The organism is Psychrobacillus sp. NPDC096426, assembly GCF_044762745.1.
Taxonomy (GTDB): domain Bacteria; phylum Bacillota; class Bacilli; order Bacillales_A; family Planococcaceae; genus Psychrobacillus.
In genome coordinates this window covers 59,882-81,769 of sequence record NZ_JBIWEX010000016.1, presented here as the reverse complement: position 1 = coordinate 81,769, position 21,888 = coordinate 59,882, and the positions used below count along the sequence as shown (strand labels likewise).

At 37.5% G+C, this 21,888-nt stretch carries 19 protein-coding genes; 11 read left to right on the top strand and 8 right to left on the bottom strand.

What is annotated here, in order from left to right; translation table 11 throughout:
• Positions 1-44: 44 nt before the first annotated feature.
• Positions 45-1,940 carry a PrkA family serine protein kinase gene (locus ACIQYS_RS14170; RefSeq protein ID WP_402981157.1) on the bottom strand — a complete coding sequence of 632 codons (1,896 nt, stop codon included), beginning with the start codon at positions 1,938-1,940 and terminating at the stop codon, positions 45-47.
• A 241-nt stretch (positions 1,941-2,181) separates the two neighbouring features.
• Positions 2,182-3,420 (bottom strand): MFS transporter, encoded by a 1,239-nt coding sequence (locus ACIQYS_RS14165; protein ID WP_402981154.1) that lies wholly within the window; start codon positions 3,418-3,420, stop codon positions 2,182-2,184.
• Positions 3,421-3,922: 502 nt separating this feature from the next.
• Between ACIQYS_RS14165 and ACIQYS_RS14160 the strand changes: the two genes are divergently transcribed.
• From ACIQYS_RS14160 to ACIQYS_RS14150, 3 genes are all read left to right on the top strand, one after another.
• Positions 3,923-4,258, top strand: coding sequence for a L,D-transpeptidase (locus ACIQYS_RS14160; protein ID WP_402981151.1), 336 nt, complete (start codon positions 3,923-3,925; stop codon positions 4,256-4,258).
• A 28-nt stretch (positions 4,259-4,286) separates the two neighbouring features.
• A complete protein-coding gene (locus tag ACIQYS_RS14155; protein WP_402981148.1) occupies positions 4,287-5,000 on the top strand; it encodes a YwaF family protein in 714 nt (237 codons plus the stop codon).
• 124 nt (positions 5,001-5,124) lie between these two features.
• The gene (locus tag ACIQYS_RS14150) at positions 5,125-5,424 is read left to right on the top strand and encodes a hypothetical protein (RefSeq protein WP_402981145.1); all 300 of its coding nucleotides are present in this window, start codon (positions 5,125-5,127) and stop codon (positions 5,422-5,424) included.
• A gap of 63 nt (positions 5,425-5,487) precedes the next feature.
• On the opposite strand, the gene ACIQYS_RS14145 is transcribed toward ACIQYS_RS14150, so the two are convergent.
• Entirely contained in the window at positions 5,488-6,372 is an 885-nt protein-coding gene (locus ACIQYS_RS14145) for a DUF4349 domain-containing protein (protein ID WP_402981142.1), read from the bottom strand.
• Positions 6,373-6,567: 195 nt separating this feature from the next.
• Here ACIQYS_RS14145 and hutU point away from each other — a divergent pair, with 195 nt between their 5' ends.
• The 7 genes from hutU to ACIQYS_RS14110 all read left to right on the top strand — a co-directional run bounded on the left by hutU (position 6,568) and on the right by ACIQYS_RS14110 (position 13,218).
• Positions 6,568-8,235, top strand: coding sequence for a urocanate hydratase (gene hutU / locus ACIQYS_RS14140; protein ID WP_402981139.1), 1,668 nt, complete (start codon positions 6,568-6,570; stop codon positions 8,233-8,235).
• A gap of 6 nt (positions 8,236-8,241) precedes the next feature.
• Positions 8,242-9,501, top strand: a complete 1,260-nt coding sequence (gene hutI, locus ACIQYS_RS14135) for an imidazolonepropionase (RefSeq protein ID WP_402981136.1) — start codon at positions 8,242-8,244, stop codon at positions 9,499-9,501.
• 35 nt (positions 9,502-9,536) lie between these two features.
• Positions 9,537-11,039, top strand: a complete 1,503-nt coding sequence (gene hutH / locus ACIQYS_RS14130) for a histidine ammonia-lyase (protein ID WP_402981133.1) — start codon at positions 9,537-9,539, stop codon at positions 11,037-11,039.
• An 86-nt stretch (positions 11,040-11,125) separates the two neighbouring features.
• Entirely contained in the window at positions 11,126-11,281 is a 156-nt protein-coding gene (locus ACIQYS_RS14125) for a hypothetical protein (protein ID WP_402981130.1), read from the top strand.
• Positions 11,282-11,978: 697 nt separating this feature from the next.
• A complete protein-coding gene (locus ACIQYS_RS14120) occupies positions 11,979-12,107 on the top strand; it encodes a sporulation histidine kinase inhibitor Sda (protein ID WP_142607610.1) in 129 nt (42 codons plus the stop codon).
• Between the two features lie 386 nt (positions 12,108-12,493).
• Complete coding sequence (locus ACIQYS_RS14115; protein WP_402981126.1) at positions 12,494-12,940, top strand: hypothetical protein; 447 nt, start codon at positions 12,494-12,496, stop codon at positions 12,938-12,940.
• Positions 12,928-13,218 carry a YxcD family protein gene (locus ACIQYS_RS14110; RefSeq protein WP_402981123.1) on the top strand — a complete coding sequence of 97 codons (291 nt, stop codon included), beginning with the start codon at positions 12,928-12,930 and terminating at the stop codon, positions 13,216-13,218. The genes ACIQYS_RS14115 and ACIQYS_RS14110 overlap by 13 nt, the downstream gene beginning before the upstream one ends.
• 40 nt (positions 13,219-13,258) lie before the next feature.
• Here the strand turns inward: ACIQYS_RS14110 and ACIQYS_RS14105 are convergent, their stop codons facing one another.
• The 4 genes from ACIQYS_RS14105 to ACIQYS_RS14090 form a co-directional block, all read right to left on the bottom strand.
• Complete coding sequence (locus ACIQYS_RS14105; RefSeq protein ID WP_402981120.1) at positions 13,259-13,462, bottom strand: alpha/beta-type small acid-soluble spore protein; 204 nt, start codon at positions 13,460-13,462, stop codon at positions 13,259-13,261.
• A 124-nt stretch (positions 13,463-13,586) separates the two neighbouring features.
• Entirely contained in the window at positions 13,587-14,378 is a 792-nt protein-coding gene (locus ACIQYS_RS14100) for a VLRF1 family aeRF1-type release factor (RefSeq protein ID WP_402981117.1), read from the bottom strand.
• 914 nt (positions 14,379-15,292) lie between these two features.
• A complete protein-coding gene (locus tag ACIQYS_RS14095; RefSeq protein WP_402981114.1) occupies positions 15,293-16,510 on the bottom strand; it encodes an amidohydrolase family protein in 1,218 nt (405 codons plus the stop codon).
• A gap of 3 nt (positions 16,511-16,513) precedes the next feature.
• The gene (locus tag ACIQYS_RS14090) at positions 16,514-17,611 is read right to left on the bottom strand and encodes a hypothetical protein (RefSeq protein WP_402981111.1); all 1,098 of its coding nucleotides are present in this window, start codon (positions 17,609-17,611) and stop codon (positions 16,514-16,516) included.
• A 251-nt stretch (positions 17,612-17,862) separates the two neighbouring features.
• Here ACIQYS_RS14090 and ACIQYS_RS14085 point away from each other — a divergent pair, with 251 nt between their 5' ends.
• The gene (locus tag ACIQYS_RS14085; RefSeq protein ID WP_402981108.1) at positions 17,863-19,677 is read left to right on the top strand and encodes a sulfatase family protein; all 1,815 of its coding nucleotides are present in this window, start codon (positions 17,863-17,865) and stop codon (positions 19,675-19,677) included.
• A 50-nt stretch (positions 19,678-19,727) separates the two neighbouring features.
• On the opposite strand, the gene ACIQYS_RS14080 is transcribed toward ACIQYS_RS14085, so the two are convergent.
• Complete coding sequence (locus tag ACIQYS_RS14080) at positions 19,728-21,767, bottom strand: Na+/H+ antiporter (protein WP_402981105.1); 2,040 nt, start codon at positions 21,765-21,767, stop codon at positions 19,728-19,730.
• Positions 21,768-21,888 lie beyond the last annotated feature (121 nt).

Genomic DNA, 21,888 nt, shown 5'->3' with positions numbered 1-21,888 from the left:
AAAAAACAAGACTAATAGCTACCATCAGTCTTGTTTTTTTATATTTATCTATTTAGCAGACTACCAACGTAACGTAATAATTCATTTGCTGAAGTAGTATTATACCCATGTTCATCTACTAGTCTTGCAATGACTTCATTGACTTTCTTCAGATGGTTTTCATCTGGCGTTTGAGAAGATGTAGTGATTTTTACGACATCTTTTAAATCCGCAAACAGTTTCTTTTGAATTGCTTCCCGTAAACGTTCATGAGAGTTATATTCAAATCGTTTTCCTTTTCGCGCATAAGCAGAAAGTCGGATTAAAATTTCTTCTCTAAATGCTTTTTTCGCATTTTCTGAAATACCAATTTGTTCTTCTATCGAACGCATTAGCTTTTCATCCGGATTCATTTCTTCTCCCGTTAGCGGATCTCTCATTTTGTTTTTATTACAAAATGCTTCTACGTTGTCGAGATAATTATTCATTAATGTAATAGCCGACTCTTCATACGAATACACAAACGCTTTTTGCACTTCTTTTTTCGCAATTTCATCGTACTCTTTTCGAGCGATTGCAATGTAGTTCATGTATTTCTCTCGATCGTCTTGTGAAATAGATGCATGCTGATCCAGTCCTTCTTTTAATGCTCGCAACACATCTAATGCATTAATCGAAGGGATTTCTTTTCGAATGATTGCGGACGAGATTCTATTGATTACATAACGGGGATCTATCCCGTTCATGCCTTCGTTTAACGATTCTTTCTTTAATTCCTCAAGATCGATTTCGTTAAATCCTTCTACACTTTCTCCGTCATATAGCCGCATCTTCTTTACGATATCAACGCCTTGTTTTTTAGGGATTTCCAATCTTGTTAGAATAGAGAAAATAGCAGCTGCTCTTAGTGCATGTGGTGCAATATGAACATGGGTCATATCACTTTCTTTAATCATTTTTTCATAAATTCGTTCTTCTTGACTTACTTTTAAATTATACGGAATCGGCATAACGATAATTCTAGAGTGAAGTGCTTCATTCTTTTTATTGGAAATAAAAGAACGATATTCCGTTTCGTTTGTATGCGCTACGATCAACTCATCTGCACTTATTAATGCGAATCTTCCTGCTTTGAAATTACCTTCCTGTGTCAAAGATAATAAATGCCACAAAAACTTTTCATCCAGTTTCAACATTTCTTGAAATTCCATGATTCCACGGTTTGCTTTATTTAGTTCTCCATCAAAACGATATGCCCTTGGATCAGATTCCGACCCAAACTCTGCAATCGTCGAGAAATCGATACTTCCAGTCAAATCCGCAATATCTTGCGATTTTGGGTCAGATGGTGTAAAAGTTCCGATTCCTACCCGCTTATCTTCTGAGAAAAAGATTCGTTCAATCAAAACATTTTCGATACGTCCATCATATTCCTTTTCCAGTCGCATTGTATTGAGTGGAGATAAGCTACCTTCAATCCGAATTCCAAACTCTTCTGCAAAATCTTCACGCAAATGTTGTGGAATTAGATGCAGGGGATCTTCATGCATCGGGCAACCTTTGATCGCATAGACAGCACCTTCATCTGTTCTTGAGTACTGTTCAAGTCCACGTTTTAACAATGTCACAATGGAGGATTTTCCTCCGCTAACAGGTCCCATAAGTAAAAGAATTCGCTTACGAACATCTAGTCTCTTGGCAGCGGGATGAAAATATTCTTCCACAAGTCGTTCAAGCGCCGTTTCAAGCCCAAAGATTTCTTTACCAAAAAAATGATACATTCTTTGCCCGTCTCTTTCTGTTAAACCTGAGCTTTTTATCATGCTATAAACACGTGAATGAGCAGTTTGGGCAATTTCTGGTCTTTCTTTCAACATATCTAAAAATTCCTCGAACGTGCCTTCCCACTTCAATTGATTTTCTTCTTCGCGGTAGCTCTTCACCTTACTTAAAATATCCATCTATTCCCTCCATTCAGGGCTCTATTTTATACATAGTATGAAAAAATAAAGTTTATGATACATAATACTTTTAACCATCAGCTCATTTTGTTTTCACTATTCTACCTAGTTCAACGTTCCTCGACCAGTACTCCTCTAAGACTTACACCATAATTTTTTCCAAAAAGAAAACACCCCTCGAAATATTCGAGAGATGTTCGTTTTACTTTATTATTGGACGATATAACTGAACAAACTGTTGTTAATTCCCAGTAGCAAGTTCCTCAGGATTTGTTGTAACTTTTTGGTTGTATAAAGGCATGATAAACAACATTCCTACAAAGAATAACACTGCTGCACATTCAAAAATAACTGTTAGAGAGAATTGCTCTTTCAAAATTCCTGCTAGACTCATTGTCAATACCATGGATCCTGTAAACAAAGGCATTAAAATACCATTCACTCGGCCGATAAAAGTACTTTCTGTTCGTTGTAAAATCATTGTGTTAATACCAATCTGTATAAATGGTAGCATCAACCCGTTAAAGAATTCCGCGGTAAGCGTAATCCATAAATTGGTAGATAAACCCATAACTGCAAGTCCAACACTATTTACAAGCATACCAAATACTAGCAATCTTTGAGGAGCCACTCCCTTAAAAAGTGTCATCACGACTGCCCCGCCTAAAATCATCCCAATTCCGTTCGTCATAAGTAACCACTGAAGATTTTCTTTTGGTAATCCTAGTTGTTCTGTCACAAGAAAAATAGAAAGTGGCTGAATAAATCCTAAACCGAGTCCAGCTGCTAAAAAAGCAAAACCTAGTAACTTCAACTCTGTTTTCTCTAATACATAGCTAACTCCGCTTTTCATTTCTTCCCATATGGAAGTTATTGGACTCTCTTCCTCTATTTTTTGATCACTAGGTAAAAAAGCAAGCGCTACTGCCGATAGTAGAAAAGCTGCTCCTGTAATCGCAATAGAAATATGGATACCAAATGATTGAAAAGCGAATGTACCTAAAATAGGTCCGAGTACCATAAAGATCGCAAAAACAGTTTGATAAACAGACATACCTGCTTGGATTTGATCCATAGGCATATGCATTTTAAATAACTTCATACCTGAGGGCTGCGAAAATTGAGATAAAATCGCAGATATTAATGTTGCAAAAAATACGACTTGCCAAGTCCCTAAAAAGAGCGTAGCAAGCACTGCAAAAACCGAAATTGCACTTAATATATCGCACCAAACCATCGTTCTTTTTGGACGCCAACGATCTGCAAACGTCCCACCTATAAATGAAAAGATGAATATTGGAGCAAATTCTGCTACCGATATCATGGAAACTGCAAATGGGTCTCCATTTGTCTGTTCCATCACAAATAACAAAACTGCAAAATTTCGTACCCATATACCAATTTGTAAAAACATTCCAGATACAATAATTGCTTGAAAAACTCGATTGCGAAACAGGCTACCTGATGTGGCTTCTTCCAAAATAGAACCTCCCTCTTCCGTGGATATAAATACCAAGCTTTTTATCTATTTAATAATATAAGAGGTTCTCTACTTTCACAATGAAATTGTGGTGTATAAGAATAAACTATACAAAAACTTAATATCCCTTTACAATTCCTTGCTCTTGCTATAGTTATCTCTACTATAGGTTCATTAATTCAAACAAGCCATTCTCTAGTTTAAGAGAACGGCTTGTTTACTGAACTAATTTTCTTGTTGAAACAAAGTTAATATGGATATGGAATTACATATCCACTTTACTTACATTTACAAGTACCAGCACCCGTTTTAGAGCATTTTTTACATTTCTGTTTTGCCATTCATTCACTCCTTTAGTTGATTAATAAAGAATATGATGATGGCTGATTGTCCAATACATTAACTTGGAACTTTTTTATAAGAAAACGCAAGCACCTATTACTGTCACGAACTGACACTCTGCCATATATATAAAGTAAGAGACTTTTTAGGAGATGACATTATGACTCTTTGGATTGATGTATCAGTACGAAAACGCCAATTAAAGCTTTATAATGCTAGCATATTAGTAAAGAAATATCCGATTGCAGTCGGAAAAATATTGACACCTACACCCACAGGAAATTACATTATTGTTAATAAGGAACTGAAGCCAGGCGGACCTTTTGGTGACTTATGGATGGGTCTTTCTAAAGCACATTATGGTATTCACGGTACGAATAATCCATCTTCCATCGGGAAAGAAGTTTCCCATGGTTGCATTAGAATGCATAACAAAGACGTACTAGAACTCTCTTCTATAATCCCCACTAGTACCAATGTATACATTCACAAATAGGGCTCGAAAACGAAATGAGGGATAGGATTTGAATGAAAACGAATTGAAGACATTCGCCTTGTTTTCGCTCGAACATATAATCGCAATTTCTGTTCTGTTCATTTGTTTATTACTCTTGTTTATGCTAAAAAATGTATTGGCTCGTCCATTTAACCATACACTTCTCTTTGAACGTATTTTTGCTCTTTCATTATTTGCAATGGAGATTGCCTACCATTTTGTATTAGCACGAGAAGGAATATGGAGTTTAAGTGAATCATTGCCCCTTCACCTGTGTAGCTTTAGTTTATGGTGTTCGTGTTTCCTCTTATGGACTGGGAATAAACGACTGTATGACTTTATCTTTTTCGCTGGCATGGGCGGAGCTCTTCAAGCAGTATTAACCCCCTCTATAGTAGTAAACTTTCCTGATTTCAAATTCATTCAATTCTTTTATGTGCATAACGGCATTATATTAACAGCTTTTTATCTTCTATGGGTAAAGGGCTATCGACCTACTTTTAAAGGGATAATTCAAACAATGATTATCTTAAACGTGTTGTTTCCTTTCATTTTTGCTATTAATATTCTTGTTCATGGAAATTATATGTTTTTAAGGGTGAAGCCTATTAATGGTAGTCTCCTAGATTTCTTAGGGCCGTATCCTTGGTATATTCTATCAATGGAAGGTGTTGCATTTCTTCTCTTCCTAATTGCTTGGTTGATTTTCAGAAAGCGAAACTCCAAAAATGAGCATGAATAGATGAAAAGCAAAGTTTAATAGAGGTAGTAGATTAGTTAACCTATTCATAATCTTTCTTTTTTCATAGTATGAATAGAGAAAGAGACAACTTTCTCAATACGAATAACACGATGTCCGTCCAAGTATGGCAAGTGTCCAAGCTGCACTCGATTTGGCAATTGACCAAATGATTGATCCAAATGATATCTACGTTCGAGCAGGCGCCGTGGGGAGGGATGGTAGCTTTGCGAATCCTTTCAGTACAATTATGGAAGGAATTAAAGCTGTAAATATTGGAGGAACCGATCATATATTAAATGGGGCGTATCCAGTTACATTTCAAATTTTAGTGAACAATACAGGGATAACATTGGTCCGCCTCAAGCACTATCAATGTAATTGGGTAGTAAACCGCACTGTAGTCCCTCAAGGTGGCACCAAATAGTAATAAAACAATATCCGAGTGGCGAAAAGCCAACTTCTGCTGAAGTTGGCTTTTTGCAAGTTTCTACTTTTTCTGTTCAATTCGCCTTCTTTTAATAATCCAATACATAGCAAACGCAATCACAGCTAGTATTAGGAAGACTGGTAAATTACCGATGAAAAATACCACAATAGCAGATCCAGTAGCAAGTAACACATTCGTACTTGTAACCAACTGTTTCTTCGTCTTTTCCCAAGTATTTAAATCATTATTTTCTATTCCGGGAATAATCACTCGATTTTCAATCATCGTCAGTTCTATCGTTGAAAAAGAAGACTGATTTTCAAGATATTTCATCTTACCCACAATCACTTCAATCTCTTCTTGTACCTTCGCTAAGTCAGAAGAAATTTTCAATAAATCTTCCGTTTTCTCTGCTCTCTCCATAAACGTGAGCAAGCGATCCTCGACTACTCGTTTTGATTTTAGCCGGGACGTTAAATCCACATATTGCTCCGTAACATCTTGACCGGTAACATTACGTTCTAACACTTTTGACGCTACCCCTTCTACATCAGTCAAAAAGGTTTCAAAATGCTTTTCTGGAATCCGCACAATCATACTGCCGCTACTCGTCTGATCGTCTTCCCTGTATACATTCGACTCGACAATATAACCACCATATTGCTTCACCTTCTGCTCTATATTGCTTTGTGCTTTTGCAAGTTCTTTTACATTAGTTCGGATGATAGCATTATGAATAATCATCCGTTGATCATTCTCCTCAGAAGGAGTTTCTGCATTACGTTCCACAGTTCCCGTCGCAGGACTTTCCTCTTTTTTAGCATAGCTAACAGAATCATTTACGCTGTCCATTTCAGAAACACTCGATTTTTCTTCAATTGCACTACAACCCACAAGTAAACCAAAATAGCTGAGAAGTAGAAAATAGAAAAGCACCTTCTTCATTTTTACTTACCCCCTTGTCTATATATAAACAGACGGTTTCACCAAAGAAGAGTTACATAATGTCAGAAAATTTAGTTTCGATACACTAATATAACAGTCTATTAGCAGATGAGAAATTTTTACTTTTTTCTCAAAAACACTTAAAATATCGGAAAATTCCGATAGAATTAAAATAAGAATAGAGGAGGGTTATATATGGGAAAAGCAAGTGAAAAAGTTATCCAATATAGAGGGACAAAATTGAATACTAAGGGTTGGCTTCAAGAAGCAGCACTTCGTATGCTGATGAATAATTTAGACGCAGAAGTTGCAGAACATCCCGATGATTTAGTCGTATACGGTGGAATCGGAAAAGCAGCACGTAATTGGGATGCATTTGATGCCATTGTTCGCTCGTTAATAGAACTAGAAAATGACGAAACATTGCTTGTACAATCAGGAAAGCCAGTTGCTGTTTTTAAATCTCATGCAGATGCCCCCCGTATTCTTATAGCAAACTCTAACTTAGTTCCAGCTTATGCAACATGGGAACATTTCCACGAACTTGATAAAAAAGGACTCATGATGTACGGCCAAATGACAGCAGGTAGTTGGATTTACATCGGTTCCCAAGGGATTGTTCAAGGTACGTATGAAACCTTTGCAGAGTTAGCAAAACAACATTTTAGCGGATCTTTAAAGCATACTATTACGGTTACTGCAGGTCTTGGCGGTATGGGAGGTGCACAGCCACTCGCAGTTACGATGAATGGTGGAGTTTGTATCGGTATTGATGTCGACGAGTCCCGCATTGACCGACGTATCGAAACAAAATACACAGATATGAAAGCGCATTCATTAAACGAGGCGATTCGATTAGCAGAAGAAGCAAAGCGGGAAGGAAAAGCCCTTTCAATTGGTCTTGTAGGAAATGCATCCGATATTTTACCAGAAATGATTGCTCGAGGCTTTATTCCTGATGTGCTAACCGATCAAACATCTGCCCATGATCCATTAAACGGTTACATCCCCTCTCGTATGTCATTACAAGAAGCAGTGACGTTCCGAAATAGCAATCCTATAGAATACGTTAAACGCTCAAAGGCATCGATGACCATACATGTTAAAGCGATGGTTGACATGATGGATAGAGGAGCAGTGACATTCGATTATGGTAATAATATTCGCCAAGTTGCAAAAGACGAAGGATTCGCACATGCATTTAACTTTCCTGGATTCGTTCCAGCATATATTCGTCCCCAGTTTTGTGAAGGAAAAGGTCCTTTCCGATGGGTTGCATTATCTGGTGATCCTGAAGACATTTATAAAACAGACGAAGTGATTTTACGTGAGTTTAGTTATAATACGCATTTATGCAACTGGATTAAAATGGCACGCAAAAAAATTCAATTTCAAGGCCTGCCCTCTCGAATTTGTTGGTTAGGCTACGGAGAACGCGCACGCTTTGGGAAGATCATTAATGATATGGTCGCGTCTGGTGAATTAAAAGCCCCGATTGTTATTGGGCGAGATCATCTCGATTCAGGCTCAGTAGCTTCTCCTAACCGAGAAACAGAAGCAATGAAAGATGGTTCGGACGCAGTTGCAGATTGGCCAATATTAAATGCCATGATTAATGCAGTTGGGGGTGCAACATGGGTATCTGTTCACCATGGAGGCGGCGTTGGAATGGGCTACTCCATCCACGCAGGAATGGTCATTGTCGCAGATGGCACAAAAGAAGCGGAAGTAAGACTAGAACGTGTCCTCACTTCAGACCCTGGAATGGGGATTGTTCGGCATTTTGACGCTGGTTATAAACTTGCGGAAAAAACAGCGCGTGAAAAAGGCATTCACATTCCAATGATGAACCAGGAGGACTGAGCAGCAATGGTAAAAGCCGTTTGGATTAAGCACGCATCGCAACTCGTTACGTTAGCAAACAAAGCAAAAGGTCCCCGTATAAAAGACGCAATGAGTGAATTAGCGATTATTGAAGGTGGAAGTATTTGGCTCGAAAACGGAATTATTCAAGCAGTTGGTACTACGGAAGAATTGGAAGCGTTGTATAAACAGCGTGAGATCGATGCAGAAATTATTGATGCAACAGGTTATCTCGTAACACCTGGTCTAGTAGATCCTCATACACATGTTGCATTTGGTGGAAGCCGTGAGCGAGAATTTGAAATGCGTCTAAAAGGAGCTACTTATATGGAAATTATGAATTCAGGTGGCGGAATTCATGCGACAACACAAATGACTCGCGATGCGACAGAAGATGAACTGGTCCGGCAAACTTCTAATAGACTGGATTCTTTTTTAGCTCATGGAGTTACTACTATTGAAGGAAAAAGTGGGTACGGACTAGATTTGGAAACAGAATTAAAACAACTTCTCGTAATGAAACGATTGCAAGATGAACACCCGATTGATATTGTTCCAACGTTTATGGGAGCGCATGCCGTTCCAGTAGCATTTAAAGGCCGTGAAGATGAATATGTAGATCTCATTATTAATGAAATGCTACCCGTTGTTGCTAAAGAAAAGCTAGCGAAATTTAATGATGTTTTTTGTGAAGTCGGAGTTTTTACACCAGAACAATCCGAGCGCATATTAGAAGCCGGTAAATCTTTTGGACTTATTCCGAAAATACATGCAGATGAAATTGAACCATACCATGGAGCAGAGCTTTCAGCAAAAGTCGGTGCAATCTCTGCGGAGCATTTATTAAAAGCATCAGACGATGGTATAAAAGCAATGGCTAAGCAAGAGGTAATTGCTTGTTTATTGCCCGCTACCGCCTTGTACTTACGGGAAAATGCAGCTAAAGGAAGAGCAATGATTGATGCAGGTGTGCCAGTCGCAATTTCTACAGACTGCAATCCTGGCTCCTCTCCTACTACATCTATGCCACTTGTGATGAATTTAGCTTGCATTTCCATGCACCTCACTCCAGCCGAGAGTCTATGTGCTGCAACTTATAATGCAGCTTGCGCAATTCAAATGGAGGATAAGGTTGGTTCTTTAGAAGTTGGAAAACAGGCGGATGTCGTTCTTTGGAACGTCCAAAGTTATCAACAACTACAATATTTATTTGGTGTGAATCACGTAAAAACAGTGTGGAAAAAAGGATTGAAAGTCGTTGGCTGAAGTAGAAATTCTACAAAGAAAGAACGTGAAGAGGAATGATTAGTTTAAAAGGAAGCGAACTCACGCTCGAAGATATGCGTGCCATTTTATATCATAATGAACAAGTTAAGCTTGATAAAAACGCTATAGAAGTGGTTGTTAAAAGTAGGACAGCAGTAGAAAAAATAGTAAAAGATCGACGAACAGTATATGGTATCAACACAGGCTTCGGAAAGTTTAGCGATGTAAGTATTGAGGAAGGTGACGTTCGTACACTCCAACTTCACCTCATTCGCTCGCATGCTTGTGGTATTGGTCCACCTTTTGATGAAACAGTTTCTCGTGCCATGATTGTATTACGATTAAACGCTTTGTTAAAGGGTTTTTCGGGAATTCGGCTGGAAGTACTTGAACGACTCGCGTATATGGTGAACAACAGAATTCACCCAGTAATCCCACAACAGGGATCACTAGGTGCATCCGGTGATTTAGCTCCCCTCTCTCATTTAGCACTAGTCCTCATTGGTGAAGGTTTTGTAATGGACAATGAGAAGCATATTCCCTCCAATGAAGTATGGGCTAAACATAACTTACAACCAATTGTACTAGAAGCAAAAGAAGGTCTTGCACTTATAAACGGAACCCAAGCGATGACAGCTCAAGGTGTTGTTAACTGGTTAGAATCAGAAACACTTGCCTATCAAAGCGAGTGGATAGCCGCAATGTCCATGGAAGCTTTACATGGTATCACTGATGCGTTCCACCCTGCAATTCACGAAGCTCGTGGCTATTCGGAGCAAGTGGCCGTTGCTCACCGTATGCTAAAATGGCTCGAAGGAAGCAAGCTTGTGACTAAACAAGGGGAGAAGCGTGTACAGGATGCTTATTCTTTACGTTGTATCCCGCAAATTCATGGGGCTAGTTGGCAAGTATTAACCTATGTAAAAGAAAAATTAGAAATTGAGATAAATGCTGCAACGGATAATCCGCTACTAGTGGAGAATGGAGAAGTCGTTATTTCAGGTGGAAATTTCCACGGGCAACCGATTGCCTTTGCAATGGACTTCTTAAAAATTGGGATTGCAGAGCTTGCGAACGTTTCCGAAAGAAGAACTGAAAGACTCGTTAATCCTCAATTGAATGAAGGACTCCCGCCTTTTTTAAGCCCGCAGCCTGGGCTTCAATCAGGTGCTATGATCTTACAATACGCTGCAGCAAGTTTAGTGTCTGAAAATAAAACACTTGCCCATCCTGCCTCTGTTGACTCCATCCCTTCCTCTGCAAACCAAGAAGATCACGTCAGCATGGGTACAATTGGGGCAAGACATGCCGCACAAATTATTCAAAACGTACGCAGTGTACTTGCGATTGAAGCTTTATGTGCAACCCAAGCGGTGGAATATCGTGGTGTTACACTCATGTCCCCTTCCCTTTTGAAAAAATGGCAAGATATACGAGCATTTATCCCATCTATCACCAAAGATCGTATCTTTCATACAGATGTTGAAAAACTAAACTTCTATCTAAAAGAAGAAACTACTAAAAATAAAGAAGAATAATTTCTAAAGATAAAGGTTTACCTTTAGAAAGATGGGGTAGTAAATATTTAGTATCACAAAAACACTACAATTAGGAGGAAATTAACATGACAACGAATTCAATCGCAGAACGCAAATGGTGGAAAATCGGCGCAGCAACATTTCTTTCAGTAGGATTATTGGCAGCATGTGGTGACGGTGAAGATGAATCAGAGGTTGATGACAATATCGAAGAAGAAATAGAACAAGATATTCCAGAATAACGAATAAGATAAAGACGGAGAATAAAGTGCAAAAACCACCCACTCAGGTGGTTTTTCTTTTTGGCTTTAACTTTTATATAAAACTATTAGTATTAATAAGAGGTAAAGGTTTAAAACAGAATAACTCGGGGAAATAAAAAGGAAGAAGCATAAAGAACGATATTAGGAGGAAATTAACATGACAACGAACTTATATACTGGACATAAATAACGAAAAATTGGAGCTGCAACATTTCTATCGGTGGATTACTAGCCGCTTGGATTGAGAATAACTAATGTACATTGAGTTACGGGATATTAAATTGCTTGTGGATAAGTCCAACGCATATACGTTTACTTTAAAAAATATAAGATTGACTTATGTATATAAGAATATTTGTACCGCCCAATGTATGTTATGCACGATAAAATTGATTTAGAATCTAATACCTAGTCTATTTCTATAAAAATGTTTCGACAAAATTCGATATAATCATTTTTGTGGATAAAGTTATTCACAAAATACCAACTGCTATATAACCATTTGTATAGACTTATTAACAATTGATAACAGGTTATCCACTTCTATCTGTGGATAAGAGAACGATTGTTCTTAATCTTTCTTTTTGTTAAATTTAGATTATAGAAATAAATGAATCATTTTTATTTTTCTCAAAAGATTTAGTGGAATTTATTAAAATCAGGAGGTGTTATTAGAATGAGTAAAATGTCAGATGAATTGTTATTAGAGTCTTATAAAAGAGCAAAAGAGCTGAAACTCTCTATTGATTTTATATCACTCTTGGAAAACGAAATTTGCCGACGCTCATTGATTGTCTATTCATAATCTCTTCTAGCAGTTTTAACCAATCTATTGAGAAAAATAATCCTTATATCCTTTCTACCAGACACCCCTCATCCGTTACTTTTTAGAGGGTGTCTTTTTTCATTCTATTTTTTTCCATCTAACGAGTATTTCACATTCTTCTTCCAAAATATTTCGACATTATTCCTCCCTTGTGGAATTGTGGATAAAGTTATACACATACCCAAACTGATAAAACAGTTAATTATCATGCACACTAATAAAGTTAATAACAGTTTATACACAGATTTGTGCATAACTTTTTTTATTAGACTCACTGCTTAGTCCATGCAAAGTGCAACTTTCTTTTCATTGTCCCGTAAATAGTGTAAAGTTAAGGTATATCGCTTACAAATGGAGGTTACAAATTGAAAAAAATAGTTATATTTTTATTAACAGCTACGCTAGTATTTTCATCCGTTGGAAACTTTGTATTTAACGTTGATCCAATTACAGCTGAAGCGAAAAAATATAAATCAGGCAAGAAAAGCTTCAATACAAATAACAATAAAACGAACAACAATTCAAATATCGAAAAGAAAAAAGAAGATACTACAACCGCAACGAGCAAATCCACTTCTAACACCAATAATAAAGGTGGATTTACATCTGGTGGCCTCATGAAAGGTCTGTTTGTCGGTGGACTTGCTGGATTATTATTCGGCAGTATGTTCGCTAATATGGGCATGCTTGGTTCTCTTTTAGGCTTTGCAATAAACGCTGCAGCAATTATTCTAATTGTAGTAGTTATTCGTAAAATCTTCCGCCTGTTTAAAGAAAAGAAAAAAGAGGATGCTAATTCATGGAGAAGTTAATAATTCCTGAACAAAACATCATTAACGCTGTTTGTGTATATATTGCCCGCCAAAAAAATGTTTTACCAGAAGAAGTCGAAGTTGAACTTATGTATGATGACGATTCTGGATTTACAGCGGAGGCGTATGTTAATGGATATCAGCAAGTTTTAAGTACATTAAATTTAATAGAGGCACTGCGATTGACAATCAAAGAATTTTTGAATCTTGACCCTAACTCATCAGGTATCGAATTAATCCTCGATGATGAAGAAGGCATAATGGCAGCAGTTCATTAATGATAAAAACCGGTGGCAATTTCGCCACCGGTCAAATTTGTTATTGTTGTTTATTTGGTTGCCCACTCATTTGCGCTTGGGCTTGAGCTACTAAACGCTTAGTAATTTCTCCGCCAACGGAACCGTTAGCACGCGCTGTAGAATCTCCACCAAGGTTTACACCGAATTCTTGTGCAATTTCGTATTTCATTTGGTCAAGAGCTTGTTGTACTCCTGGTACTAGAAGTTGATTACTATTAGTCATGTTGTTCACCTCCTTGTGAAAATAGATTGTGCGAAAATGATTCGTTTATGCAAAAAAAGAAAAGGTGAATTTTGCTAATGAGATGGAGCCAAGTAAATTTTTTACCTGGCTCCATTTTTTTCTGTTACTTCTCGAAAATTTGATGAATCACTTCGCTCGATTTACTGTTATTTAAGTTTTTATGGATGCAACTTGCTGGCAAATCCTTTAAGCAGTCTGTAAATGCTTTTGCCATTTCTGCTTCTCCTGCTACATGAAACTCTCGCCAACCTCGTTTTTTTCTTAATTGTTCGATGGTTGTATTCATTCCTTTGAAGAAGGTAGTTGCATTTACTTTGTATCCCGGTTCCAATGCGGAGCTCTTGTCCGCAATCGCCCGTCTTCCCTTGGCATCTATTTTTGTCTTTTCTCTCCACTCTTCCGAAACTGGATCGAATTTATAGGTCAAATCATCTCTAACAAATCCCATGGCAGTATCCAAAATACGGACTTCACCAAAGCTTGGCATGATTATTCCCGCTTCTGGATATGCTTTATACATATACTCTAATTGTTCTGTCATCGGATGGTTTTCCCAGTAAAAGTTTGTTTTAACCGGTACCTGCACATAGTAAACGGACCATAAATCTTCATTTGCAGTAGCAAAAATAACAATTCCTTTACGCAAGTCATGCGCGTTCTCTTCTATTTCGTTGATTATTTTTTCCTTTATTTGTTCAAATGCTTTTATCTCTTGCTCATCATCGGATGCTTCTAAATATTCACCAATTCGTTTTAAGCCGCTTTTCAAATGGATTTTCCATGCACCTTTGAGCGTATCTGGGTCTGCAGGATTGGTGTTTAAGTAGACACTTAGCACACAACGATCTGTACAGCTATATGCTTTTAAGGCTTGAAGTTCTTTATTTATCGTCATTTATCCTAAAACCTCCTTTTTTTATGCACACTTAGCATTTCCCTCAAGCGAGTAGAAAATCCGCAATAAACGTGTTATGTTTTAGGCTGAACTTCATTTTTTTAGAAACAAAAAAAATACCCTTTAAAAGGATAGTTTGCGCACATAGGAATAATGCGTAATGAGGAATTATTAAGTGAGCCTTAGGATTTCCGCTGCAGGGCAGACGCTTTCCGCCGGGTGAGCGATGAACCATCACCGCCGCTTCGCGTACGTTGTGATGGTTCATCTGTCTCACTCATCCGGCTGGAGTCGCCGCCCTTCCGCTCCAATCCACGAAAATTACTAGCTAATCAGAGTCCTGTTTTTAAATTCAATCCTATGTAGTATTTCTTGAAAATAATATCTAGTAAATGGCTAAGAGCAATCAATCAGTTATGGAAAGCACCCAGTTCTATTGGGAAAGCAACTAAATCAGCACGAGAGCAACCAAATTGCTGGTGAAAGCAACTATTTCTTAAAAAAACAAGTTTACTTGGGATGAGATGACAATGATTACGAGGTGTTATTCCAATAAATGGTTGAATGATTCGAGCTTTAGATAGAAAATGCTCCACTTATTTTTAGGCAGCATTTTCTAAATAGCTTTGATAAATATTGCGTAGTGGACTTGATAAATTTATATCTCTGATAATTGCAGACACCAAATTAGCAAGAAATTCCTATTGTTTGCAGCGCAAGGTGGCGACTCCTGCGGGATTAAGCAGGACAGGTGAAACCCCGCAGTGGAGTGCCAGCGACCGAGGAGGCTCACCGTCCGCCCTGCAGCGGAAATCCTAGCGGTAACTTCCTTAAGACGCATTATTCCCATATAGTACTTAATATAAATAAGAGTCACACCTTATGTTTGACGATTTGGATATTTTTTGTTCATTTTATAATCGATTTATTACCATTTTACCTTGATAAAAAACTTTTTTTATTTTCTCCGTTTCCGTTATTTCCAAACCTGGAATACCTTCTGCGACTAAGAAATTTGCATCCAGTCCTCTTTCTAAACGGCCAAATTGCTTTTCTTTGCCTAGTATCACCGCTGGGTTATTAGTAAGTAAAGCCAAAATTGTATTTTCATCGTAATTATTTTGCTTTAAAAGCCGCATGGACGGATTAGCAATTAGCATTAATTGGTCCGGTCCTTTTAATGATTGATCTGGATATGGTAACCATGCTACTCCTGGATATGGTGGTAAATAAGCATCTGTGGAAATTGAAACAGCTATGTTTTCATTTACAAATTTCAGCACTTCTTCTGGTGAGTTTGGTGTTAAATGCGTTCCTCCTATTGGAGTAGCAACAATTTGCACACCAAGATTAGCAGCTTTTTTTATTAGCTCATCCGTAATTCCATGGGCATGATGCAAAACATCCACGCCAACTTCTAATGCCATTTCTATTCCTTCTTTACCTGCAACATGAACGCCAATTTTCTTTCCTAGTTGATGATAAATATCTACAATTTGTTTCATTTCCTTCAACGAATACATAAGTTTTCCGGCATTTGGCACTTCATTTGCTGAAAAATTTGCAGGCGTTGCATTGATAAATATATTTTCACCTGGATAATCACTTTCTTTCGCAATTTGCTTAACTAAGAACGGATCAATTAAATCCTTTTTACGGACAGCTGTAGACTGAGTAATAGAAGTAAAATGGACTATTTTGTCAAAACCAATGGATATACTAGTTGTTGCAAAGGAAACGTTTAATGGCATTCCATGAATTGCTTTTCGATAATCCTCTATCGTAAAATCACAAAGTGGATGACCGCAAATTTGTTCTCCAAGTGCTGTTATTCCAGACGATAAAGCATGAAAAAGAATCGTTTTTCCCACTATAAAATGAGTTTCGGGAGTAACTGGATAGAGAGAAGTTGGTGCAAATTCAAGTAAATGCGTATGGCAATCAACCAAAGAAGGAGTTATTACATAATTTGTATAGTCAATAGCATGTATAGACGAATGTTGTTTACGAACATTTTCCCATGTTCCTACATCCAGTATTTTTCCATTTTCAATTACCATCGCACCATCTTTAATTGTTCCAAATTGACTTACAGTTACGATTTTTTTAGCACGAATCATATAAATACTCATTATTTAACCTACCAAAAATGGCGTTAAAAAATATGCAAGTAAACATGCGGTCGCAATTCTAATAACCAGCCCGATAATTGACGCTACTAACGCTTCTCTTTCATTCAAACCCGATACTTCTGCCCATGTTGCAGGAATTTGACCGAAAATAACGGATAGCGGTAAACCTGAATTGGCTAAAACAAAAGAACCGACTATTAATCGTGGATCGACTGAGGTTGATAGTTCTGCAAGTTGAGCAACAGCAAGTGTAGGTGCAGCAAGAATCGATACTATACCCGTCGCTGGTTCAATACTTAAAAATGTTAAAATACTTGATAAGCTTGATTCAATTACATCCCAAGCTCCAAAGAATCTGAGTGCTCCGATAGCGAAAAATACAGCCGCAACCGCAGGGATAATAATTAAAAATAGAAGCTCTGCACCTTCTTTTGCTGAGGTAAAAATTGTTTCAAGAAACTTTGTTTTAGGTGTAAATCTCGGTAGGCTTTCTAAATCAACCTTTTTGGTATCACGGTAAATCGTAATAGACAATACCCACGGGACAACAACGATTGGAAGAAAAATAGATAGGATAATAAGTGGAAATGCATTGATATTAAATACGGAAAGTGCAATGAGACCTAGCACTAACGTTGCAAAGGATTGCGGGGACTGTATCATTGTTGCAACTGCAATTTTTTGTTCTGCTTTCGTTGCATTTGCTTTCACAAGGACAGGCCCTGCAATTTTTCCAGCAGCATTTATATCACCTAGAATATTGTAAACACTCGGCACAATAACAGAAGGGTTTATTTTAAGCCATTTCATAATTGGAACGAAAATTCGGATTAAACCGTCTGTAAAACCTAACCGTTCAATTAGACGCCCGAAAATTACACTAATAATGATAGCAATTCCTATTTCACTCGTTAAAAAAACATCCACTACGATAGGTTTTACTTCAGCAATAATCGTATTAAAAAAATTAGACAGCGAACTAGGATTGAATAATAGGATTAATAGCGAAGCAACTACTAACAAAATTCCGATGATCTCAATTGGATGCCATTTCGACCGTACGCCATTTAACTTATAGCTTGGTTCTTGATTTTTCTCCACCCGAACAACCTCCCTTACACTTTTTATACTTTATGTCCAATAAGAAATATGTGTGTTTGTCTTGGTTAATAAATCTTCTTAGCAACAAAAGTAATAGTATGAAAGAAATCACGGCATTCACTTAATCTCTTTCCGAATCTAATACCGCGGTAATCGTCCTTTTTACTTATCAAATTAAGCTAGAAACTCCCAAGCAATTATTAAATTCGAACGTAAAATATAGAAATCGGGTTTTTAGGAGGTGATAAAATATGAAAAATGACTACGCAAAACAGTCAGAAACAAGTTCCCATGAACGAAAACCCAATTTCTTAATATTTCTAGTAGACGAACAACGCTTTCCAACTGTTTATGAAAGCGATGCACTTAAAAAATGGAGAAAAGAGAATTTGAAGACGCAAGAATTATTGCGAAACAATGGTTTGGAATTTCTCAATCACTATATCGGTAGTACTGCCTGCTCTCCGAGTAGAACAACTTTATACACAGGGCAATACCCATCTCTTCACGGGGTAACGAAAACGACTGGAGGTGCAGCAGATACACCTGAACCAGACATCTTTTGGCTTGATCCAAATAGTGTACCTACCATCGGCGATTATTTTCGAACAGCAGGCTATGATACATTTTGGAAAGGAAAATGGCATGCCTCTCATCAAGATATATTAATACCTGGTACACAAAATACGATGCCTAGCTATCACCCTGCAACTGGTGTCCCAGATGCAAAAAAAGAAAAACTATATTTGGTAGCAAATCGTCTTGATGAATATGGTTTTTCCGGTTGGCTAGGACCTGAACCACATGGTACAAATCCAAGAAATTCTGGTTCTTCTGCTGAAATTGGTACGAAAGGACGGGATGAAGTATACGCGAGAGAAGTAGTTAATCTCCTTCACTTTCTTGAAAAAAACAAGACAAATGCAAGCGACAAACCATGGTTAATCGTCTCTTCCTTTATTAATCCACATGATATAGCTTTATACGGAGACTTAACGGAGTTATCCCCATTATTTAACTTTAAAGTAGACCCATCTGTTCCGTACATTCCACCTGCTCCTACTGCCACTGAGTCGCTAATCACAAAACCAATTGCACAAGAAAGCTATAAAGAAACTTACCCTAAAACCTTCCAGCCTACTAGAGATACAATATTTTATCGACAACTTTATTTTTCGTTGCAAAAACAAGTAGATGGTGAGATATCCAAAGTTTTTCGTGCATTACAACAATCCATTTTTTACGAAAACACGATCGTTATATTCACTTCTGATCACGGCGATTTGTTAGGAGCACACGGAGGATTGTTCCAAAAATGGTATAACGCCTATGAAGAAACGATTCATGTACCTTTTATCATTCATAGTCCTAAGTTATTTTCTGGACGCAGAACTGCGAATTTGTTAACAAGTCATGTGGATATCCTTCCTACACTACTTGGACTTGCCGATATTAATGTGGATAAAATAGCAAATGAACTACAGCAAGATCATACCGAAGTGCATCCACTTGTAGGACGCGACCTTACACCTCTTATATACAAGAAAGATAACTTTCATCGAATGCATGAACCCGTCTATTTTATGTCGGATGACGATGTGACAAGAGGCTTGAACCAAGTTAGCTTCACAGGTCAGCCTTATCAATCAGTGACACAACCTAACCATCTCGAAACAGTTATTGTCCGTCTCCCAACTGGAAATAATAATACGCGTGAAATATGGAAATTGTCTCGTTACTTTGACAATCCACAGTTTTGGAGCACCCCTGGAATAGAAGACCAAACAACGGAGATTATTAACCAAATTTCTATAGATGAAGAACATCGTATTTCCGTATCTAAAATAACAACGAAAACCCAACCAGTTCCGGAACAATATGAATTATATAATCTATCTGAAGATCCGCTTGAACTAAAGAATCTATCATATCCAACAAACGAAAATGATGATAGCAAACTTATTCAAGAACTCTTGACCAGTTTATTAGTAGAACAATGCAAACAGAAAAGACTACGCCCTACAAGTGGACTAGTACCAGGTCAGCCTAATTGTAAAAACAAATAACAAAAAAACAACCTACCGCCAAACATGAGTAAGGCGGTAGATTGTTTTTATTAATGGGATTGCATACTGTTTTCTCCCATCCAATACGCTTCCCTAATATTAATCTGCCGGCGAATTTTCCTCATAATATCCATGGAAACTTCCCCTGTTTCATATAAGTTTTGTATCTCATCTCGTTCCGCTTGAAAGGCTTTATCCCTCAACTCTCGTTGCTGACGAATGTATCTACTTGAATCTGCCCCTTTACGCGCTAGCTTAAATTTCATAATCATTTCATTGTACTCTCCAATAATTAGTACATTGACTCCTTCGTTTTCAGGGGTCATATTTTCTCTCAAATATGAAATTGCCGTTTTAGCCATTTCCATTTTAAGCATTAACACTTTTTTGTTTTTTTCAAAACGAGCTTTCAAGGAGCTATGTTCTGTTGACTTAAAAGAGCTTGCTATATTCAATATTCCTCGTTTTATAATTGTCCAAACGAATAATCCTCTATATAGTAATCGATTCGTCACGGCAACACGCATCCGGTAAATATGCTCTTGTAATAAATATAGTGACTCTAGATCAATCTGTTCATTTGCTTGCAACTTTTCAATATAATTTATTTCTACTTCTAACGCTTTCAAACGAGTTTCGATTTCCAGTGCTTTTTTTCGAGCACTTTCTTCCTCACTTACATAAATGAAGCGATTTCTAATTTGATTATAGTGAGAAATAATCGAAACAGCTGCTCCTCTATTTTCATCTGTAGTTAATACGCGCATTGTTCTAATCGCAGCATCCATCGAACGAAGAATCGCTTTTCTTTCCAATTCTTCTTTCAGCTCTTCCGTATTTCCTTTTTCCGTTTTCGCAATAATAGGAAGGAAAATACTTGCCAAAACTAGCGTTACCAAAATGACTCCCGCTGCAATAAAAATAATTAACGATCGCTCAGGGAACACATCACCATTCTCTAAAAAGTAAGGGATTGTAAAAGCACCTGCAAGTGTCACTGCCCCGCGCACCCCGGAAATTGTTGTGATGCTAATGTATCGTATCGATGGCTTTGGCAATCTTTTCGCTTTAAGCAACCATCCTCCCCACCATCCTACAAAAATCCAGACAAAACGTAATGCTAAAAGAGATGCGGAAATGATCAATATATAAGTAATCACTTCAAAGTTATTGAAAAATGGACTTTCAATAATTTCTCGCGAGACACTTGGAATTTGTAAACCTAACAGCACGAATACAAGTCCATTTAATATATAAATGAGAATCGTCCATGTACTTTTTGATACAACTTGCAATTGAACATTCGGTGATTGCTCACGATCTCGATAAATTGCATGGACAATACCTGCAGCCACGACCGATAAAATTCCAGAAAGATGAAAATGCTCAATAATATAAAAAATGATAAATGGTGTCAATAGTTGAATGAGCATATGAAGCGTTACGTCTTCCATACCAAATCTACGGATCAATAATTTCAATCGAATAATAAGATAAGCAAGTATGGCTCCTCCTAAAAATCCTCCAAGTGCGATCAATATAAAACTCCAACTTGCTTCCGCAAGGGAAAATATACCTGTTACAGTTGCCGCTACGGCAAACTTAAACGCAACTAGCCCAGAGGCATCATTCATAAGTCCTTCGCCTTCAAGCACATGCATAATCGTCTTCGGCATTTTCACCCGACTCGAAATAGCTCCGACCGCTACAACATCTGTAGGAGATAAAATAGCAGCGAGTGCAAAAGCTGCAGATATTGGAATCGAAGGAATAAGCCAGTGGATTAAGTACCCAATTACAACTACCGTCAAAAACACAAGTCCAAGTGCTAACAATAGAATAGGCTTTTTCAATTTCCAAAGCTCATGTCTGGAGACATTTTTCCCATCATAAAATAATAATGGAGCTATGAATAATATGAAAAATAGTTCCGGTTCCATCGGTACATGTATTCCTAACGGCAATGCCGCAAGTAATACACCAAGCGCAATTTGAATAAGCGGGACCGGTATGTATGGCATAAAATGATTAATAAAGTTAGAAAGCCCGATAATGGCCAATAAAAGTAGGACAATCATTAAAAATTCCATCACGTATCTCCTTTCTACATCTTTTACTTATTAAGTGTAAATCTGTTTTTTAAAAAATACAAATGACTGCGTAGACAACTCAAAGGTTAATGAACTTTCACGTAATGTATTCTATAAAAAA

Coding starts and splice junctions, on each gene's coding strand:
- hutU (WP_402981139.1), top strand. CDS start 6,568: ATGGGAAAAGCAAGTGAAAAAGTTATCCAATATAGAGGGACAAAATTG.
- ACIQYS_RS14160 (WP_402981151.1), top strand. CDS start 3,923: ATGACTCTTTGGATTGATGTATCAGTACGAAAACGCCAATTAAAGCTT.
- ACIQYS_RS14110 (WP_402981123.1), top strand. CDS start 12,928: ATGGAGAAGTTAATAATTCCTGAACAAAACATCATTAACGCTGTTTGT.
- ACIQYS_RS14150 (WP_402981145.1), top strand. CDS start 5,125: ATGGCAAGTGTCCAAGCTGCACTCGATTTGGCAATTGACCAAATGATT.
- hutH (WP_402981133.1), top strand. CDS start 9,537: ATGATTAGTTTAAAAGGAAGCGAACTCACGCTCGAAGATATGCGTGCC.
- ACIQYS_RS14080 (WP_402981105.1), bottom strand. CDS start 21,767: ATGGAATTTTTAATGATTGTCCTACTTTTATTGGCCATTATCGGGCTT.
- ACIQYS_RS14120 (WP_142607610.1), top strand. CDS start 11,979: ATGAGTAAAATGTCAGATGAATTGTTATTAGAGTCTTATAAAAGAGCA.
- ACIQYS_RS14145 (WP_402981142.1), bottom strand. CDS start 6,372: ATGAAGAAGGTGCTTTTCTATTTTCTACTTCTCAGCTATTTTGGTTTA.
- ACIQYS_RS14170 (WP_402981157.1), bottom strand. CDS start 1,940: ATGGATATTTTAAGTAAGGTGAAGAGCTACCGCGAAGAAGAAAATCAA.
- ACIQYS_RS14125 (WP_402981130.1), top strand. CDS start 11,126: ATGACAACGAATTCAATCGCAGAACGCAAATGGTGGAAAATCGGCGCA.
- ACIQYS_RS14095 (WP_402981114.1), bottom strand. CDS start 16,510: ATGAGTATTTATATGATTCGTGCTAAAAAAATCGTAACTGTAAGTCAA.
- hutI (WP_402981136.1), top strand. CDS start 8,242: ATGGTAAAAGCCGTTTGGATTAAGCACGCATCGCAACTCGTTACGTTA.
- ACIQYS_RS14085 (WP_402981108.1), top strand. CDS start 17,863: ATGAAAAATGACTACGCAAAACAGTCAGAAACAAGTTCCCATGAACGA.
- ACIQYS_RS14105 (WP_402981120.1), bottom strand. CDS start 13,462: ATGACTAATAGTAATCAACTTCTAGTACCAGGAGTACAACAAGCTCTT.
- ACIQYS_RS14100 (WP_402981117.1), bottom strand. CDS start 14,378: ATGACGATAAATAAAGAACTTCAAGCCTTAAAAGCATATAGCTGTACA.